Below are 17157 nucleotides of genomic sequence, written 5' to 3'. Positions count from 1 at the left end.
CTGGGGCCGGCCGGGCTGTTATGGCTGGCGGAATTTGCGCCAGTTCCGGCGCCGTGCGCCACTTCAACTGGCGCAGGGCGCACGAAGTGGCGCACCGGCAGCCACACCCTGCCCGACATCACCCCAGCACCCATCACCCCAGGTCCCCGATCACGGATGCCGCCGCGTCGACCACTCGCCCGCTCGCCACCATCGCGGCAACCGCTTCGATCTCGGGCGAGAGGAAGCGGTCGTGGCCCGGCCCTTGCACCTCGGTGCGTACGAGGTCGTGCACCGCACCGGTTGCCGCGCCCGGCGTGAGCGGAGCACGAAGGTCGAGCGCTCGCGCCGCTGTCATGATCTCGATGGCCAGCACCCGGCCGAGGCCATCGATCGAACGACGCAGCTTGCGGGCAGCAGCCCAGCCCATCGAAACGTGATCTTCCTGCATGGCGGAGGACGGGATCGAATCAACGGATGCCGGCGCAGCCAGCCGCTTCAGCTCGCTGACGATCCCCGCGGCCGTGTACTGGGCGATCATGAGCCCGGAGTCGACACCGACCTCGTGCGCGAGGAACGGCGGCAGCCCTTTGTTGCGGGAGACGTCGAGGAACCGGTCGATGCGGCGCTCCGACATGCTGGCGACATCCGCTGCCGCGATAGCGAGGAAGTCGAGCACGTACCCGATCGGTGCGCCGTGGAAGTTGCCGTTCGACTGTACGCGTCCGTCGAGCGTGACCACCGGGTTGTCGATGGCGCTGGCCAGTTCGCGCTCAGCGACCCGGGCGGCGTGGTCTGCGGTGTCGCGCGCGGCACCGTGCACTTGCGGCGCGCAACGCATGGAGTAGGCGTCCTGAACGGTTGGGTCTTCGGGGCCGGCATGACTGGCCACGATCGGCGAGCCCGCGAGCAGCCGCCGCAGATTCGTCGCCGATTCGGCCTGGCCGAGCTGCGGCCGCAGCGCCTGCAGATCGGCGGCAAAAACGGCGTCGGTGCCGAGCAAGCCCTCAACACTCATCGCAGCGGCGATATCGGCGGTTCTCAGCAGACGGCGCAGGTCGTGCAGCGCGAGAACAAGCATGCCGAGCATGCCGTCCGTGCCGTTGATCAGGGCGAGGCCCTCCTTCTCGGCCAGCTGGATCGGCTCGATGCCGGCGGCGGCGAGAGCGGATGCTGCGTCCGTCAGCTCGGATTCGCCGAACTCGTTCACGACCCGCACCTCGCCCTCTCCTGTCAACGCCAGCGCGCAGTGCGCGAGCGGCGCCAGGTCGCCGGAGCAGCCGAGCGAACCGTACTCGCGAACGACAGGGGTGATGCCGGCGTTGAGCATCCCGGCGTATGTCTGCACCGTTTGCACGCGAACGCCGGTGCGACCGGTCATGAGCGTGGATAGCCGCAACAGCATGAGGGCGCGCACGACTTCGCGCTCGACCTCGGGGCCGGAACCGGCGGCGTGCGAGCGGATCAAGCTTGTCTGCAGCTGCGCTCGCCGGTCAGCGGTGATGAACGTCGACGCCAGGGCGCCGAAACCGGTCGAGATGCCGTAGTGCGGGCGCACGTCGTTCGCGAGCGCTTCGATCCGTGCGCGCGAGGCGCCGACGCCGTCGAGCGCCTCAGCAAGCAATTCGATGCGCGCTCCGTGCCGGGCAACGGCGACGACATCGTCGAACGAAACGGGCCCGGTGCCGACCGGGACGGTATCCCCGCCAATGCCGCCGCGGTTAGCGGCGTCAGTGCCGGGGATGATGGAGTGCGAAGAGGTGCTCATCATTCGATTGCACTACATGCCACGAGCAGAGACAACGCGTCTAGACTGGCCACTGTCTGGGATCCCGGACGGCGCACGTTCGGACAGTGCGCCACAGATGCACGAAAACGCTGGAGTCGACCATAGTGGAGGCGATCTCGTCGAAGGTGCCTGCGGCGGATGCGACGCTGCGCATCCTCTCGCACCTCGCCGGCCAGCGTGGCCCCGTGCCCGCGTCGGCGATTGCGACCGCACTCGATCTGCCGCGCTCGACCGTCTATCAGTTGCTTGCCGTGATGCAGGAGCGCGGCTTCGTTGTGCACCTGCCCGAGGACCGTCGTTATGGCCTCGGCGTGCGCTCGCTCGAACTCGGCGGCGGTTACGCGCGGCAGGAACCGCTCGCCCACCTGGGCAGGATGCTGATCGCCGCCCTCGTGGACCGCGTCGGCGAAAGCGCGCACCTGGCCGTGCTCCACGGCAGAGACGTTGTCTACGTCGTCGAGGAACGTGCCGCGCATCGACCTGCACTGGTGACCGGTGTCGGAGTTCGGCTACCCAGTCATCTGACCGCGAGCGGGCGGGCGCTTCTGGCCGCGCTGCCCGCCGCACAGCTGCGTGCGCTGTACCCCAATGCGGATGCGTTCGCCGACCGCACAGGACGCTCACCGAGGACCTACAGCGAGTTGCGCCGCATTCTGCAGAGGACGAGACAGGACGGTTTCGCGAGCGAGGACGGCGAGATCACCGAGGGGATCGCATCCGTCGGGGTCGCCGTGCTCGATCACGTGGGCTGGCCGGCAGCCGGTATTGCCGTTACGTTCCCGCACGAGAACATTCCGCGGCAGCGCTGGCCGGAGCTGGCTATCGAACTCGACCGCACGGCCGCGGAACTCGGTCGGCGCATCCGCGGTCGGGTCAGGTGAACTGCGACGCATGGCATCCGCCCAGATCGCTGAATGTCGGCCGTGAACGGTTGTCAAACTTTCGTTCGGCGATAGTACTATTCCATAGTACGAAAATATTCGATACGTCTCGAACTAAACGAATGGGTGTGTCATGAGTGCGGAATCTCTTCCCCAGCGGGTGCGCGTCGCACCGGATATCGCACGCTCCTGGCTTTTGGTGCCTGCGACCAAACCGGAATCTTTTGACGCCGCCGTCGCCTCGCGTGCTGACGCAGTCATCCTCGACATCGAAGATGCGGTCGACCCGCAGTTGAAGCCGCGAGCCCGGCACGACGTGGTCGACTGGCTGCGCTCGGGCGGTCGAGCGTGGGTGCGGATCAACGATGCAACGACACCATTTTGGGCAGATGATCTCGCGGGGCTGCGCGGGTTGGAAGGCCTTCTTGGAATCGTGCTGGCGAAGACAGAGAGCGTGGAGGCGGTCTCAGAGACCGCAGCGACGCTCGGCGGTACTACCCCGGTCATCCCGCTGATCGAGTCGGCCATCGGCATCGAGGAAGCGGCGTCGATCGCGAAGGCCGTCGGGGCGTTTCGGCTGGCATTCGGCAGCGGCGATTTTCGGCGCGACACCGGGATGAGCGCGGAACCGGAGGCGATGGCATATCCCCGTGCTCGCCTCGTCGTGGCCAGCCGCGTCGGCCGGTTGCCCGGGCCGATCGATGGCCCGACCGTCGGTTCGAGCCTTCCACATCTGCGTGAGCATTCGGCCATCACCGTTGCCATGGGCATGACGGGCAAACTCGCGCTGTCGCCCGAGCAGACGCACGCCATCAACGAGGTGATCAGCCCAACGCCGACTGATGTCGCATGGGCGCTGGAATTCCTCGATGACTTCCAGAGTCGCGGCAGTGTTGTCCGAGATGGAAGTGATCTGCCGCGCTTGGCGCGGGCGCAGAAGATCGAGAAGCTGGCTCGTGCGTTCGGGGTTCCACTGGTCCGGTAGCCGATCAGTCCCAACCACGAGCGGGACACCTGCCCGATGTGCCCAGGACGGTGCCGCTGAGAACCTGATTGCCGACGCCGGATTCCCCGGCGCACAAGCAGAGGAGTCTCTCATGGCCACAATTTCTACACCCCGCGCGGATGCGCCGGCGGTGTCGCCCGCAGCGCGGTGGACGCGTGGTGCGCGCGTCGGCGTCGCCGTCGCATTCATCGCCGGCGGTGTGTTGTGGGTGATCGCCGAACTCATCGGATTCGGACTCGACGGTGCTGCCCGACTGAACTGGGCGGAATCCCATCAATTACTCGCCGGCATCGGTCTCCTCGCCGACATCCTTGCTGTGCCGTGCCTGTTGATCGCGACACTCGCTTGGTACTTTCTGGCTCGGTCCAGGTCTCCCCGACTCGCTCTCACGGGTGCGCTCATGCTGCTGTTCGGGCTCACCGCCCAATCCGTCAGCAACGGTGTGGACAACGCGCAATTCCAGATCGCGATGAGTGGAAAGGTCAGCGCGACGGAACTCGCGGCCGCCCTGGGCTCTGCACCGGTCGCATCCGTGCCGGGTGTCGCCTTCATGATCATGTTCTACCTCGGCGCGTTCGCGGGTATCATCGTGCTGATGATCGCCGTTTGGCGGTCCAGGACTCTTCCACGAACGGGAGCGGCTCTGGTGATCCTCTTCCAGCTTTCGACCCTGATCGGGCTGCCGATACCCGCGACCGTGCTGGCCGCTGCGGGGTTGATCATCATGGCGATCTCACTTCTTCGTACTCCGGCCGTCTCCTCGGTGACACCAACGGTGCGATGAACGCAGACAGGGCTCCTCTCACGGCGGCGCCCGAACGACTTGCGGCAGTGCCGCCTTCTCCGAGGCAGGCGGCCCCGCTGCTGCGCCAGCGGGGCACCACCGGCACAGCCGGCGCGGCATCCATCGGTCTGGCAGCACTCGCGGTACTGCTGTCAACACTCGCGCTCGCGTTGCCGATGCTCGGCGGAACACGTTTCATCGAGCTCGTCGACCAGAACCTTGTCACGTCGGTGGCAGTCGGGGCATCGTTCCCGATCGTCGGTGCGATCGTGCTCGTGCGGGACAGCGGCAATCTCTTGGGTTGGGTCTTCATCACGGCGGGGGAACTTCAAGCCCTGGCAACATTCGGCGCGCAATACGCGACGCACGCTCAACTGCCTGGCGCCGGCGTTGCTGCATTCGTCGCGGCGTACGCGTGGTATCCGGGAATGATGCTGCTGCTCACGCTCACCGCACCGCTGTTCCCCACGGGTCGCCCGGCGTCGAGGCGCTGGCGAGTTCTGTGCTTCGCCGGCGTGATCGTCAGCATCGCATCGTTCAGCATCGTGTTGACGGATGAGCCGATGCTCAATGGATTTCCCGCGTTCCGTGACCCGTTCGCGCTGGGAACCGGATTACAGCCGGTGCTCGACACAGCCGGGAATATCCTGCTGCTGTGCGCGGCCGCTTGTGCGCTTGTTGGAATCGCCGGGATCGTCGTTCGACTCGTGCGGTCGAACGGAGCACAGCGGCGCAGCTCGGTGTGGTTTGTCAGCGCGTTCCTGATCGGCGTCATCGCGCAGCTGCTTCAACCGGTAAGCCCGATCTTTCCGACCGTCGCGTGGGTGCTCGTGCCGGCGGCGTGGGGTGTCGCCATGACGCGGCACGGACTGTTCGAAGGCGATCGACTGCTCAACCGCACGCTGGTGTACTCAGCGCTGACGCTCGTCGTCGGCGCCATCTTTGGGCTGGCGGTCGGCCTCGCGGGTAGCTATCTCGGTGGCGCGCAGGCCGGCGCCGTCGTCGCTGCGATCGCGATCGCGTTCGCCATCGATCCGATCCGTCGGTTCGCCCAGCGGGTCATAGAGAGACTGCTTTACGGTAAACGGCGCGACCCGTTCGCGGCCATCGAGGCGCTCGGCGTTCGCCTCTCCGACACCTTCGCCCCACAAGATGTTCCGGATGCTATCGTCTCGACGGTCGTCGACGCACTGTTGCTGCCGTTCGCGTCGCTCACGCTCGAGGGTGAAGACGTCCCCGCCGCCACCGCAGGCGCGGTGAGCGGCAATGCTGTCGAACTGCTGCTCGAGTATGGCGGTGACCCTGTCGGCATCCTGCAAATCGGGTTGCGGGCAGGGCAGCGATTTCTCGATCCATCAGACGAGCGGCTTCTCAACGAAATCGCTCGTGAAGCCGGTGCCGCTGTTGACGGCGTGCGCCGCGAGCGCGAATTGGCACGGTCGCGAGCTGCGCTCGCGATGGCCCGCGAAACCGAACGCGACCGCATTCGCCGCGATCTGCACGATGGGCTCGGCCCGGCTTTGGCCGGAGTGGCGCTCGGACTGGGAGCCGCGCACAAGGCCATCGCGCCGCTTGCACCGGAGACCGCAAAACTGCTCACGCAGCTTCAGGCGGAGGTGCGAGACAGCCTGCGTGACGTGAAGGCGCTTGTGGCCGATCTTCGACCGTTGCCACTCGAGACCGGTGGCCTTGCTGCTTCAATTGAGCGCTACGCCGCTGTTCTCGTCGAGCGCTCGCTGGGACGTCTCACGATTGCGGCGTCCGTGGACGTTTCGCCGCTGCCCGAGGACGTCGAGACGGCCCTCTACCGCATCGTGCTGGAATCGCTGACAAACGTGACCCGGCACGCATCCGCATCATCGTGCATGATCGACATTCACGAGGCTAATGGTGTGGTGTTCCTGAGCGTGACGGACAACGGAATCGGGATGCCGGTCGCGGCCGGCGCGGTGTCGCTGGATTCGTCATCCGCTGGAATCGGATTGCGTTCGATGGTGGAGCGGGCACGCGAGTTGGGCGGCGAGTTGACGGTCACCTCAGTGCCGGATGCCGGCACCAGCGTGCGTGCCCGGCTACCGTCGAGTCGAGAGAGGGCAGCACGATGACCATCAGGGTCCTCATCGCTGACGATCATCCGGTGTTCCGCCACGGCGTGCGCGCCGCGCTGTCTGCGGACAACGGCCTCGAGGTCGTCGGCGAAGCGGACAACGGGCCGGATGCCGTCACGCTCGCCGAATCGACTGCAGCCGATGTCGTTCTGATGGATCTGAGCATGCCCGGCGGTGGCATCGAGGCGACCCGTGACCTTGTCGCGAGGATGCCGGCGGCCGCCGTGCTGGTGCTGACGATGTTCGATAACAGCGAGTCCCTGTTCGAAGTGATGCGGGCGGGAGCGAAAGGCTACCTGGTCAAGGGCGCAGACGAGGAGGAGATCCGTCGAGCGATCTACTCCGTCGCCGCCGGAGAAGTGGTATTCGGGGCCGGGATCGCATCGCGTGCACTCGCGCATTTCTCCGCGGCCGCCAGCGTAGGCGGGCGCGGCGGCCGCGTCTTTCCCGAACTGACGGATCGCGAAGTGGACATTCTCGAACTCGTGGCCGGCGGCCTGGTCAATGCAGAGATTGCGCGGCGATTGTTTCTCTCGGACAAAACCGTGCGCAACTACGTCTCGACCATCATGCTCAAACTGCAGTCGCACTCGCGCTCGGAGGTGATCGTGCAGGCACGTCATGCCGGCCTCGGCGGGGCTGCGCGCGAAGTACCCGGGGCGGCCAATGGCCCCGCGTGAGTTGTGCTCGCGTGAGCTGTGATCGTGCGTCAACGGGCCCGAGTGTGCCTTGCACGAGGTCCATCATCAACCACTACACGAGCACTTTAGATGAGTCTCGTCGCGCCGGAACTGCTCGACTATGAGATCGTCTCAGTACTGCGAGGACTGACTCTGGCCGAGCAACTCAGTGTGGCCAGAGCCCAAGACCTGTTGACCGACGTCGATGATCTTCCGGGTTCTGAGCGTCGCCAATCGACGGTCATTGCGCGGGCCCCGCTTGAACGCCGCTACAGGTCGGCGAACGCGTCGTACGGGTGCTCGATCGAGTCCGCGATCATCCGCAGGAAGCCGGCGGCGGTGCCCCCGTCGCAGACCCGGTGATCGAACACGAGCGAGAGTTGCATGATCGTGCGCGGCACAATCTGGCCGTCCACCACCCAGGGGCGCTCCAGCATCCGGCCGATGCCGAGGATCGCGACCTCAGGATGGTTGATGATGGCGGCGCTGCCGTCAACGCCGAGGGTGCCGTAGTTGTTGATCGTGAATGTCGAACCGGCCAGCTCCGCGGGCGTCGCCGTCCCGTAGCGCGCGGCGCTCGTGAGCCGCGCGAGTTCGGCGTCCAGTTCGCGCACGGTGAGCGCATCCGCAGTTCGGATGACAGGCACGACGAGACCGCGCGGCGTGTCGGTGGCAACCCCGAGGTTGACGCCGTCGAACTCGATCAGGTTGGCGCCATCCGGCGACAGCCGCGCGGCGAGCATCGGGTAGCCGGCGAGCGCGGTCAGGGTGAAGCGGGCGATCAACGCCACGATCGACGGATGCTTCTCCCCGATCCGGATGCGTCGGCGCAGCTCCCGCAGTTCGGTCGCGTCGACATCGACCCAGACGGTCGCCTCGGGGATCTCGCTGCGACTGCGCTTCATGTTCGCTGCAACCGTGCGGCGGAACAGGCTGAGCGGCGTTGCGGACCGGACGGTCAAGCCGGTGCGGGGGTCGATGTCGGCCATTGGCGTCGGCTTGGCAGAAGCAGCTTCGACATCGCTGCGGGTGATGATTCCACCGGGTCCAGATGGAATCACGGTCGTAAGATCCAGCCCGCGCGCTCGCGCGAGTTGGCGGACCACAGGGGAGCTGACCGCTACTGGTCGTGCCGGCGTGCTGGTGGCCGAGTAGCCAGTCTGTTGGTCGAGTAGGCCGCCCGCAGCCGTATCGAGACCCGTATCGGCGCCTGCGTCCGAGGTCTCTTGGTCTCCTAGGTGCGTGGGTCAGTAGTGGTGTTGGTGTGGTTTGGATGTTTGATCAGGGATTTTGGGTCCCAGTGTGGGATAATTTGGTATGGGATCGGATACTCCTGATGGTCTTTTCGATGAGTCGCTGATTGAACGGGTGATGCCTGATCTGTCGGTGATCCAGGCTGGCGCCGGGATCCATAAACGGTTCAAACCGTTCGATCCGGATCTGGTGATGATGGTGCCGCCGTCGTTGGACGAGTGGCTGCCGGAGGTTCATCTTTCCCGGTTCATTGCTGACGTCGTGGACAGTCAGCTGGACTTGTCGAAGTTTTATGCGTCGTATGCCAAGGCGAAGGGCCAGCCGCCGTATGACCCGCGCCTGATGGTTCGTGTGCTGCTCTACGGGTATTGCGTGGGCGTGCGTTCCTCGCGGGAACTCGAGCGTGCGTGTGTGGATGTGGTCGCTTTTCGTTGGTTGACCGCGCAGCAAGCACCCGATTTTCGTTCGATTGCCCGGTTCCGCAAACGTCACCTGTCGGCCTTGGGCAACGTGTTCTTGCAAGCGTTGGAGTTGTGTCGGGCGGCGGGGATGGTCTCGCTGGGGCAGGTCGCGTTGGACGGCACGAAGGTGCGGGCCAACGCGTCCCGCCGCAAGGCGATGAGTTACGCCCGTCTGACCCAAAGGCAGAAGGTCCTGGCCGAGGAGGTCTCCGATCTCCTCGCGGAGGCCGAGGCGATCGACACTGCGGAAGACACCCGGTTCGGCAAGGACAAACGCGGTGACGAGTTACCGGCCGAGCTTGCCCGGCGTGAAACGCGTTTGGGCAAGCTTGCCCAGGCGCGGGCTGCGCTCGAGGCCGACGCGGCGGCCAAAGCCCGTAAAGATGCCGAACAGAAAGCACGCGAGCACGGCGATGAGGACGGTGCGGTCAAGGAGAAGGGTCAGGACGCGGCAGCCAAAGCTGTGGTGGGACCGAAGACGCAACGCAACTTCACCGACCCGGACTCGAGGATCATGAAGACCGCGGACGGGTCCTTCCACTACTGCTATAACGGTTTCTGCCTGGTGGATAAGGACCATCAAGTGATCGTCAGCAACGATATGACGAACACCCCGAATGATTTCGAACAGTTGGCCCCGATGATTCAGAAAGCCGAAGCGACTCTGGGGGTACTGCCCGGTCAGGTTCTGGTCGATGCCGGCTTCTGCTCGGTGAAGAACCTCGAATTCGCGGAGGGCATCGAGGAAGCCAGTGCGGGCAAGACAGAGTTCTTCATCGCAACCCGCCGACTCAACGCTGCAGAGGAAGCGATCATGGGGACGGGTCAGCAACAGGCGGCCGCGGCGACCGCAAAACTACGAATGGTGCAAAGGCTGCGATCCAAACACGGCCACGATATTTATGCCAGGCGCAAAGCGATCGTGGAACCGGTGTTCGGACAGATACACACCAGGCAAGGCAAACACGTGCTCCTGCGCGGGCTTGATCAAGCCAAACACGAGTGGGACCTGATCGCCGGCTGCCACAACCTACTCAAACTTTTCAGCGCCACAACCGCACGGTCAATGAACGGACTGGGAACCTAACCCGTCAGGATCGGGCCGCCCCACCAGGACCAGTCAAGCTGCCGCCGTCGCTCCACGGTCTCTGCAACACCAGAAGACCCCACCGATCACACATGGCACGCCTGCCCGCCACGACAGCCAGCGGCCGGAAACCGCCGCCAACTCCCAACCCCAAACCACTACTGACCCTCGCACCTAGGGAAGTGTCCGCATTTCCGCCTACCACCAAGGCGCGAAGCGACCCCCACGCTCGATACGCTTCGCTACTCGACCACCGACGCTCGCTGGCGCTCGCTACTCGACCACCGGCGGTCGCGCTCGCAGCACGCCTACGGCGGCGGCGCGTGGTGTGCGTGGTCTCTGTCGTGCCGTAGCCGACGAGCACATTGCCGGAACCGGCTCCCTGCTGATCGAGTAGGCCGGGTCCCTGAGCTTGTCGAAGGGCGGCCGTATCGAGATCGCCGTCACTGACCTCTTCTTCAGTTGGGGAAGCATCGACAGTCGACTCCGCCAGCGAAGGCTCGGCGCTTCGGCTGCGCTCAGCAACCGGGCCATCCGCAACAGACAGCAGCGGCTCACCGACGGTCAGTGCTTCGCCCTCCGTGCCGTGCAGCGTCTCGACGACGCCCGCGAACGGGCTCGGCACTTCGACGACGGATTTGGCGGTCTCGACCTCGGCGATCGGCTGATCGACCACAATCGTGTCGCCGACGGCAACCAACCAGCGCACCAATTCGGCCTCGGAGAGGCCCTCGCCGAGATCCGGAAGTGTGAAAACGCGCGTGGTCACCGCGGACTTCCAGAGGAGTCGTCGAACCACTGCAACTCATCCACGGCGTCGAGCACTCGGTCGACCCCGGGCAGGTAGAACTTCTCGAGCTTCGGCGGCGGGAACGGAATGTCGAATCCGGTCACCCGCCGCACGGGCGCCGACAGATGGTGGAAGCAGCGCTCGGTGACCCGCGCAACGATCTCGGAGGCGACACTCGCGAACCCGGGAGCCTCCGCCACCACGACGGCACGGCCTGTCGAGCGCACGGCCGCGCAGACCAGCTCGTCGTCGAACGGGGTGATGGTGCGCATATCGATCACCTGCAAGCTGCGCCCTTCCGCAGCCGCGGCTTCGGCCGCGGCCAATGCGACAGGAACCGACGGTCCATACGCGATCAGCGTCGCATCCGTTCCCTCACGTGCGATGCGGGCGCGTCCGATTGAGGGCAGCGGTGCCGCGATGTCAACCTCGCCGCTCGTCCAATACAGCTTCTTCGGTTCGAGAAAGATCACCGGGTCTGGGGAGGCGATCGCCGCGCGGAGCAGGCCATAGGCATCCTGCGGGTTCGACGGCGACACGACCGTGAGGCCCGGCGTGTGCGCGTAATACGCCTCGGACGAGTCCGAGTGGTGCTCGACCCCCCCGATTCCGCCGCCGTACGGAATACGAATGACCATCGGCAGACGCACCATGCCGCGAGTGCGGTTGCCCATCTTCGCGACGTGGTCGACGATCTGCTCGAACGCGGGATAGGCGAACGCATCGAACTGCATTTCGACGACCGGGCGCATCCCGTTCATCGCCATGCCGACGGCAGTTCCGACGATGCCGGCCTCCGCCAACGGCGTATCGAAGCAGCGGTTCTCGCCGAACCGGGCGGTCAGCCCATCCGTGATGCGGAACACGCCGCCGAGCGGGCCGACGTCTTCGCCGAAGATCAGAACGGATGCGTCCGCCTCCAACGCGTCCGTCAGCGCACGGTTCAGCGCCTGCGCCATCGTCATCGTGGGCAGCGGTGTCGTCGCCGCTTCGCGGTCGGTGTCGTGCAACAGTGTCATGCCCGCTCGCCTCCTATCGGGAGTTCGTCGTGATCGCGGTCGATTTCATCAGCAAGCGTTGCCGCCTGTTCGTTCAGTTGCGGGGTGCGGTTCGCGTAGACGAACTCGAACAGATCGGATGCTGTCGGCGCGCTCTCCGCGTTCAGCGCATCGCGCAGAACCGTCGCCACTCGTTCGGCCTGGGCGTGCATTGCGGCGTCGTCGCCCTCGCTGAGTGCGCCGATGCTGCTGAGGTAGCTACGCATCCGAATGAGGGGGTCGCGGTCGCGCCACGGCCCGACCTCGGCGTCGCTGCGATATCGGGTGGCGTCGTCCGCGTTCGTGTGGGACTCGATGCGATAGGTGACGGCCTCAATGAGCACGGGGCCGCCGCCCGCGCGGGCCGACGTCACGGCATCCGTCATGACCGCCAGCATCGCGGCGAGATCATTGCCGTCGACACGCACGCCAGGCATTCCGTAGCCGATGGCTTTGTGCGCGAGCGAGGGCGCCGCGGTCTGCCGTGAGAGCGGCACTGAGATGGCGTAGCCATTGTTCTGAACGAGGAAGACGACCGGCAGGTGGAAGACCGCGGCAAAGTTGAGAGCCTCGTGAAAGTCGCCCTCACTGGTCGCGCCGTCGCCGCACATGGCCAAAACGACGGTGTCTTCGCCGCGGAGCTTCGCCGCATGCGCGAAGCCGACGGCGTGCAGCAATTGGGTTGCGAGCGGAGTGGACTGGGTCGCGACATTGTGCCGATGCGGGTCATAGCCGCTGTGCCAATCGCCGCGCAGCAGCACGAACGCTTCGACAGGGTCGACACCGCGGGCCAGCACCGCGACCGTGTCTCGGTAGGTTGGGAAGAGCCAGTCTTGATCGCCGAGCACGAGCGCCGCGGCGACCTGGCACGCTTCCTGGCCGTGCGACGACGGGTACACCGCGAGCCTGCCCTGGCGCACGAGCGCGCTGGCCTGGTCGTTGACGCGGCGGCCGATCACGAGTTGCCGATAGCCCTCGATGAGGCGGTCGGCGTCGGGCATCGCGTGGCGGATGCCGGCGCGCACCATGCCGTTCTGGTCGATCAGCTGCACGGGTTCGAGGTCGGGAAGCAGTGCAGCGTGGGTTTGTAGTCGCTCCGATTGTGTCGGAATCGAGTCAGGCATCCGTTCTCCTTCGAAAGACGTCGCTCTTCTCTAGGATGACTTTTCTTGGAGAATGTCGCCAGTCCGACGTACATTGCTAGATGTTTTGTGCTTCATGCAGTTCAGGCTGGCAGAATGTCTATCAACTGTAGGTTCCGCTAGGAAGGTTTGGACACAATGTCGGAGCCGTTGGACGAGGTGGATCTGCGAATCGTGACGCAGTTGCGGCGCGACGGGCGGGCATCCATCAGCGCGGTGGCGCAAGCTGCCCACATTTCGCGGGCGAACGCATACTCACGGGTGGCGCGCCTGGTCGATGCGGGGGTGATCACGGGGTTCACCGCGAAGGTCGATCCGGTGCGGGTCGGCAAAGCATCGTCGGCGTATGTGACCATGCGGGTCGACCAGGCGAACTGGCACGAGTTGCGCGATCAACTGATCGCCATTCCCGAGGTCGAGCATGTCGCGCTGGTCGGCGGTGACTTCGACGTTCTGCTGCTTGTGCGGGCGCGAGACAACGAAGATCTGCGGCGCGTCGTACTTGAAGAACTGCAGTCGATCGCAGCCGTGCGTGACACGAAGACCGCGTTGATCTTCGAGGACCACGACACCCGGTGATGCCGCAAGCCAGTGGTCGAGTAGCCCGCGAGCGTAGCGAGCAGGCGTATCGAGACCTGTCACGTCTAACCGGAAATTGCACGTAAAACAGGACACTCTCGCGATTTTCGTCCGGGCTTGCGCGCAGACTCCGGTCTGTCGTCGACGGCCTGCCCCGATCTTCATGAAGCAAGTGCTGCTGCGCGAGCCAGACGGCACAATCGGGCGCAAGCAGGCGTCATGGGCATTATCGTGCGCAGCAGCACGGTGAAGCCGGGCGACGATATCCGCATCGAGGCGCTGACCGAGTACGTGCCCTCCAGTCCGTCTAACGCAGCAGGGGGCGTGACATCTTGCGCGCACGCGGAATGACGGTGCGGGCCGCTATGGTGCATATCAGGGATTGATCTTCGGCCAACGCCGACGGCATAGCTGAAAGTAGGGATCGTGGTGACCCAGGCGTCAATGGACAATCCGATCATTAACTCTCCCTACAACGAACCAATGCAGCATTGGGAGATTGGCGACAAGGGTCCAACGGGTGAACTAATCGAGGGTAGACGCCCAAGCGAGTCATTTGTTCCGGTGCCCAAGCCGAAGAAGCGTGGCAAGCACGGCACGCTGATGTTCGAGCAGCCCCAGCTCGACATCCTCTCGGTCACCGATGAACTGATCGTCGAGAACGACGCGATTGACCAGTTGCGTGACGAGGTGCGGCACTGGCGCGACACCGGATACCCAAGCGTCACAGCCACCAGTCGCTGCCTACTCGAGCACTGGTCGAGCCCGACGCGTGACAACCGCATCCTTTTTGCCCAGCGTGAGGCGGCTGAGACCGCAATCTTCCTGCACGAGGTCGTCGGGCGCCCTGGCTACACGCCGAGCCGCGTCGGTGGTGCCGACTGGCGCACGCTGCTCAAAGACGCCAACGATACGCACAATGCAGGCCTTCCGCGTATTGCGCTGAAGATGGCAACCGGCACCGGCAAGACCGTCGTGATGACCATGCTCATCGCCTGGCAATCGCTGAACAAGATCGCCAACCCGCAGGACTCCCGCTTCGCCAAGCGCTTCCTTGTCATCACGCCCGGCATCACTATTCGCGATCGGCTCAGCGTGCTGCAGCCGGCGAGTCCCGACAACTACTACGACGAGCGCGACATCCTGCCGCGACATCTGCGCGGCGAACTCGGGAAGGCTGAGATCTCGGTGATCAACTATCACCAGCTCATGCAACGCGACGCGAAAGAGATCAAAGGCGTCGCAGCCAACACACGCAAGCTCCTGCTTGCGGGCAAGAACATGCCAGACGATCCCTTTAAAGAGACGCCGCAGGCCGTCGTCTCGCGAGTGCTCAAGGGTGTTGGCGGCACCCGCGGCAAGGGCGAGATCATCGTCATCAACGATGAGGCGCACCACTGCTACCAGGTGAACACCACGGACCGCGATCACGCTGATCTGAAGAGCAAAGCGGATGCCGACACCAAGGCCGACCTCGAAGATGCCAAGGTGTGGTTCCGAGGCGTCGACTGGATCCGCCGCTATTCCGGCGTTAAGACGGTCTACGACCTGTCGGCGACTCCGTTCTATCTCAAGGGCTCCGGCTGGAGTGAGGGGCTGATCTTCCCCTGGGCGGTCAGCGACTTCTCGCTGATGGATGCCATCGAGTCGGGCATCGTGAAGGTGCCCCGCCTGCCCGTCGACGATGACTCGGCCGGTGACGTCGTGAAGTATCTGAACCTATATGACCAGGTGAAGGATGACCCTGCGTGGCCCAAGACCGTGAGGGCCGCGCCCACCGAGCCCGGCTCGTGGATTATCCCCGCCGCTCTCGACGGCGCCCTGCGGAGCCTCTACAAAAGCTACGAAGTCTCATACTCTCGGTGGGAGGAGCACCTGCAGTCGATGGGCGAACCCCCGCCCGTGATGATCCTCGTCACCCCGAACACCGTGGTCTCCAAGCTAATCTACGAGTGGATCGCGGGCTACGAGAAGCGCGTCGGCGATGAGTCAGTGCACGTCACGGGCCATCTGGAGAAGTTCAGCAATGTCGAGAACGGCAGCTTGGTCGCCATTCCTCGGTCGATCATCATCGACTCCAAGCAACTTGAGGCTGACGACGCGATGTCGAAGGAGTTCAAGGATGCCGCAGCCGAGCAGATCGAGGCATTCAAGCGGACGTTGCGCGAAGCGGGTCGACACAGTGACGCCGAGAATCTTGATGACAAGGCGCTGCTGCGCGAGGTGATGAACACCGTCGGCAAGAAAGACAAGCTCGGAGAACAGGTGCGCTGCGTTGTGAGCGTCTCGATGCTCACCGAGGGGTGGGATGCGAATACCGTCACGCACATCCTCGGGGTGCGCGCATTCGGGTCGCAGCTGCTGTGCGAGCAGGTGATCGGGCGCGGCCTGCGTCGCCGGTCGTACGTTGCTGACGACAAAGGCATGTTCGGTGTCGAGTATGCGAACGCCTATGGCATTCCGTTTGCGTTCATCCCCGCGGATAAACCGGTGCCGCAGGCAAAACCGCCCGAGCCGGCTATCCGCGTCGAGGCGTTGGATGAGCGAGCCGAACTCGAGATCGACTTCCCCGTACTTTCCGGCTATCGCGTTGAAATCCCGGATGCCGAGCTCATCTTCGATGTCGATGATGCAGCCCGCATCCGCCTCGACAACGAGACGGTTCCCAGCTGGGTGCAGAACGAGCCTTTGATCGGCACGCCCGAGCGCATTGAGGGTCTGAAGGAGGTGCGCGAGCAGGAGCTCGCATTCCTCGTCGCCCGGCACATCCTCAACCAGTTCTTCACAACACAGGGTGATGCTCGCCCCTGGTTGTTCCCGCGCCTGGTCGAGTTCACCAAGCAGTGGTTGAATCAGTGCGTCGACACCGCTCCCGGCTATACGCTCGGCTACCTCTCCCTGGCGGAACCACAGCGACTCGCGGCCGAGGCGATCTACAACGCGATCACCAGACTCGAGAGCGACGACGCGCGTCGGCCGCGTCTGCGCCCAATCCTCAGCCCGTTCGAGCCGCGCTCCTCGACGACTGGTGTGTCTTTCGACACCCGCAAACACCACTTTGAGACGACACGCTCCCACGTCAGCCACGTCACCCTCGACGGCAAGGTCGGCAACGAATGGGAGCGAGAGCTCGCAGTGACCTGCGAAAAGCTCGCCGAAGACGGGGTTATCACGAGCTACGTGAAGAATGACCATCTCGGCTTCACGATCCCCTACGTGTACAAGGGCCGCTCGCACCAGTACTGGCCCGATTTCTTGCTGCGCCTGCCGCAACAGCCCGGCGAAGACTTCACCCGCACACTCATCGTCGAGGTCTCCGGCTCGCAGAAGAGCCCCGGCCCGACCAAGGAGAAGGCACGCACCGCTCGCGACAGCTGGTGCGCGGCCGTCAACAATCACGGCGGCTTCGGCCGCTGGGGATATGTGGAGATGGGCAAGGCTGCAGTTGACGACGCAGAGAATTACCTGCGCAAAGTGCTGCGCCTGCTCATCGCCGACGCGCCCATCGTCGGCGACCCCGACCTGTTGTATACGAACCTGCTCGCGGGGCTCTCCCGCGAAGAGTCCACGGAAGGCTGAG

Annotated in this window: 14 protein-coding genes; 9 read left to right on the top strand and 5 right to left on the bottom strand. The window is 64.7% G+C overall.

Annotation, left to right across the window (positions count from 1 at the left end; genetic code table 11):
* Window positions 1–133: 133 nt before the first annotated feature.
* The gene (hutH, locus tag QU604_RS19785) at window positions 134–1750 is read right to left on the bottom strand and encodes a histidine ammonia-lyase (protein ID WP_308466310.1); all 1617 of its coding nucleotides are present in this window, start codon (window positions 1748–1750) and stop codon (window positions 134–136) included.
* A gap of 122 nt (window positions 1751–1872) precedes the next feature.
* Between hutH and QU604_RS19780 the strand changes: the two genes are divergently transcribed.
* The 5 genes from QU604_RS19780 to QU604_RS19760 all read left to right on the top strand — a co-directional run bounded on the left by QU604_RS19780 (window position 1873) and on the right by QU604_RS19760 (window position 7227).
* The gene (locus QU604_RS19780; RefSeq protein ID WP_308466309.1) at window positions 1873–2649 is read left to right on the top strand and encodes an IclR family transcriptional regulator; all 777 of its coding nucleotides are present in this window, start codon (window positions 1873–1875) and stop codon (window positions 2647–2649) included.
* A gap of 133 nt (window positions 2650–2782) precedes the next feature.
* Window positions 2783–3634 (top strand): HpcH/HpaI aldolase/citrate lyase family protein, encoded by an 852-nt coding sequence (locus tag QU604_RS19775; RefSeq protein ID WP_308466308.1) that lies wholly within the window; start codon window positions 2783–2785, stop codon window positions 3632–3634.
* A gap of 112 nt (window positions 3635–3746) precedes the next feature.
* Window positions 3747–4439 carry a hypothetical protein gene (locus QU604_RS19770; protein ID WP_308466307.1) on the top strand — a complete coding sequence of 231 codons (693 nt, stop codon included), beginning with the start codon at window positions 3747–3749 and terminating at the stop codon, window positions 4437–4439.
* Window positions 4436–6544, top strand: coding sequence for a sensor histidine kinase (locus tag QU604_RS19765; protein WP_308466306.1), 2109 nt, complete (start codon window positions 4436–4438; stop codon window positions 6542–6544). The genes QU604_RS19770 and QU604_RS19765 overlap by 4 nt, the downstream gene beginning before the upstream one ends.
* On the top strand, window positions 6541–7227 hold the full coding sequence (locus QU604_RS19760) for a response regulator (RefSeq protein ID WP_308466305.1): 687 nt from the start codon (window positions 6541–6543) through the stop codon (window positions 7225–7227). Before QU604_RS19765 ends, QU604_RS19760 begins: the two co-directional genes overlap by 4 nt.
* Before the next feature lie 269 nt (window positions 7228–7496).
* Here the strand turns inward: QU604_RS19760 and QU604_RS19755 are convergent, their stop codons facing one another.
* On the bottom strand, window positions 7497–8333 hold the full coding sequence (locus QU604_RS19755) for a dihydrolipoamide acetyltransferase family protein (RefSeq protein ID WP_308466304.1): 837 nt from the start codon (window positions 8331–8333) through the stop codon (window positions 7497–7499).
* 301 nt (window positions 8334–8634) lie between these two features.
* Between QU604_RS19755 and QU604_RS19750 the strand changes: the two genes are divergently transcribed.
* Window positions 8635–10029, top strand: coding sequence for an IS1182 family transposase (locus QU604_RS19750; protein ID WP_457852546.1), 1395 nt, complete (start codon window positions 8635–8637; stop codon window positions 10027–10029).
* Window positions 10030–10033: 4 nt separating this feature from the next.
* On the opposite strand, the gene QU604_RS19745 is transcribed toward QU604_RS19750, so the two are convergent.
* Genes QU604_RS19745 through pdhA form a run of 3 tightly spaced genes read right to left on the bottom strand, consistent with a single transcriptional unit; the run spans window position 10034 to window position 12980 of the window.
* The gene (locus QU604_RS19745; protein WP_308466303.1) at window positions 10034–10798 is read right to left on the bottom strand and encodes a biotin/lipoyl-containing protein; all 765 of its coding nucleotides are present in this window, start codon (window positions 10796–10798) and stop codon (window positions 10034–10036) included.
* On the bottom strand, window positions 10795–11838 hold the full coding sequence (locus QU604_RS19740; RefSeq protein ID WP_308466302.1) for an alpha-ketoacid dehydrogenase subunit beta: 1044 nt from the start codon (window positions 11836–11838) through the stop codon (window positions 10795–10797). Before QU604_RS19740 ends, QU604_RS19745 begins: the two co-directional genes overlap by 4 nt.
* Window positions 11835–12980 carry a pyruvate dehydrogenase (acetyl-transferring) E1 component subunit alpha gene (gene pdhA / locus QU604_RS19735; RefSeq protein ID WP_308466301.1) on the bottom strand — a complete coding sequence of 382 codons (1146 nt, stop codon included), beginning with the start codon at window positions 12978–12980 and terminating at the stop codon, window positions 11835–11837. The genes QU604_RS19740 and pdhA overlap by 4 nt, the downstream gene beginning before the upstream one ends.
* A gap of 156 nt (window positions 12981–13136) precedes the next feature.
* Between pdhA and QU604_RS19730 the strand changes: the two genes are divergently transcribed.
* The 3 genes from QU604_RS19730 to QU604_RS19720 all read left to right on the top strand — a co-directional run bounded on the left by QU604_RS19730 (window position 13137) and on the right by QU604_RS19720 (window position 17156).
* Window positions 13137–13577, top strand: a complete 441-nt coding sequence (locus tag QU604_RS19730) for an Lrp/AsnC family transcriptional regulator (RefSeq protein ID WP_308466300.1) — start codon at window positions 13137–13139, stop codon at window positions 13575–13577.
* A gap of 219 nt (window positions 13578–13796) precedes the next feature.
* On the top strand, window positions 13797–13928 hold the full coding sequence (locus tag QU604_RS19725; protein ID WP_308466299.1) for a hypothetical protein: 132 nt from the start codon (window positions 13797–13799) through the stop codon (window positions 13926–13928).
* A 93-nt stretch (window positions 13929–14021) separates the two neighbouring features.
* Window positions 14022–17156, top strand: coding sequence for a BPTD_3080 family restriction endonuclease (locus tag QU604_RS19720; RefSeq protein ID WP_409350043.1), 3135 nt, complete (start codon window positions 14022–14024; stop codon window positions 17154–17156).
* Window position 17157 lies beyond the last annotated feature (1 nt).

Source organism: Rathayibacter sp. SW19 (assembly GCF_030866825.1).
In the GTDB taxonomy this organism is placed as follows: Bacteria; Actinomycetota; Actinomycetes; order Actinomycetales; family Microbacteriaceae; genus Rathayibacter_A; species Rathayibacter_A soli.
Note: the sequence above shows the minus strand (reverse complement) of the source record. Positions and strands in the feature narration are given on the sequence as shown.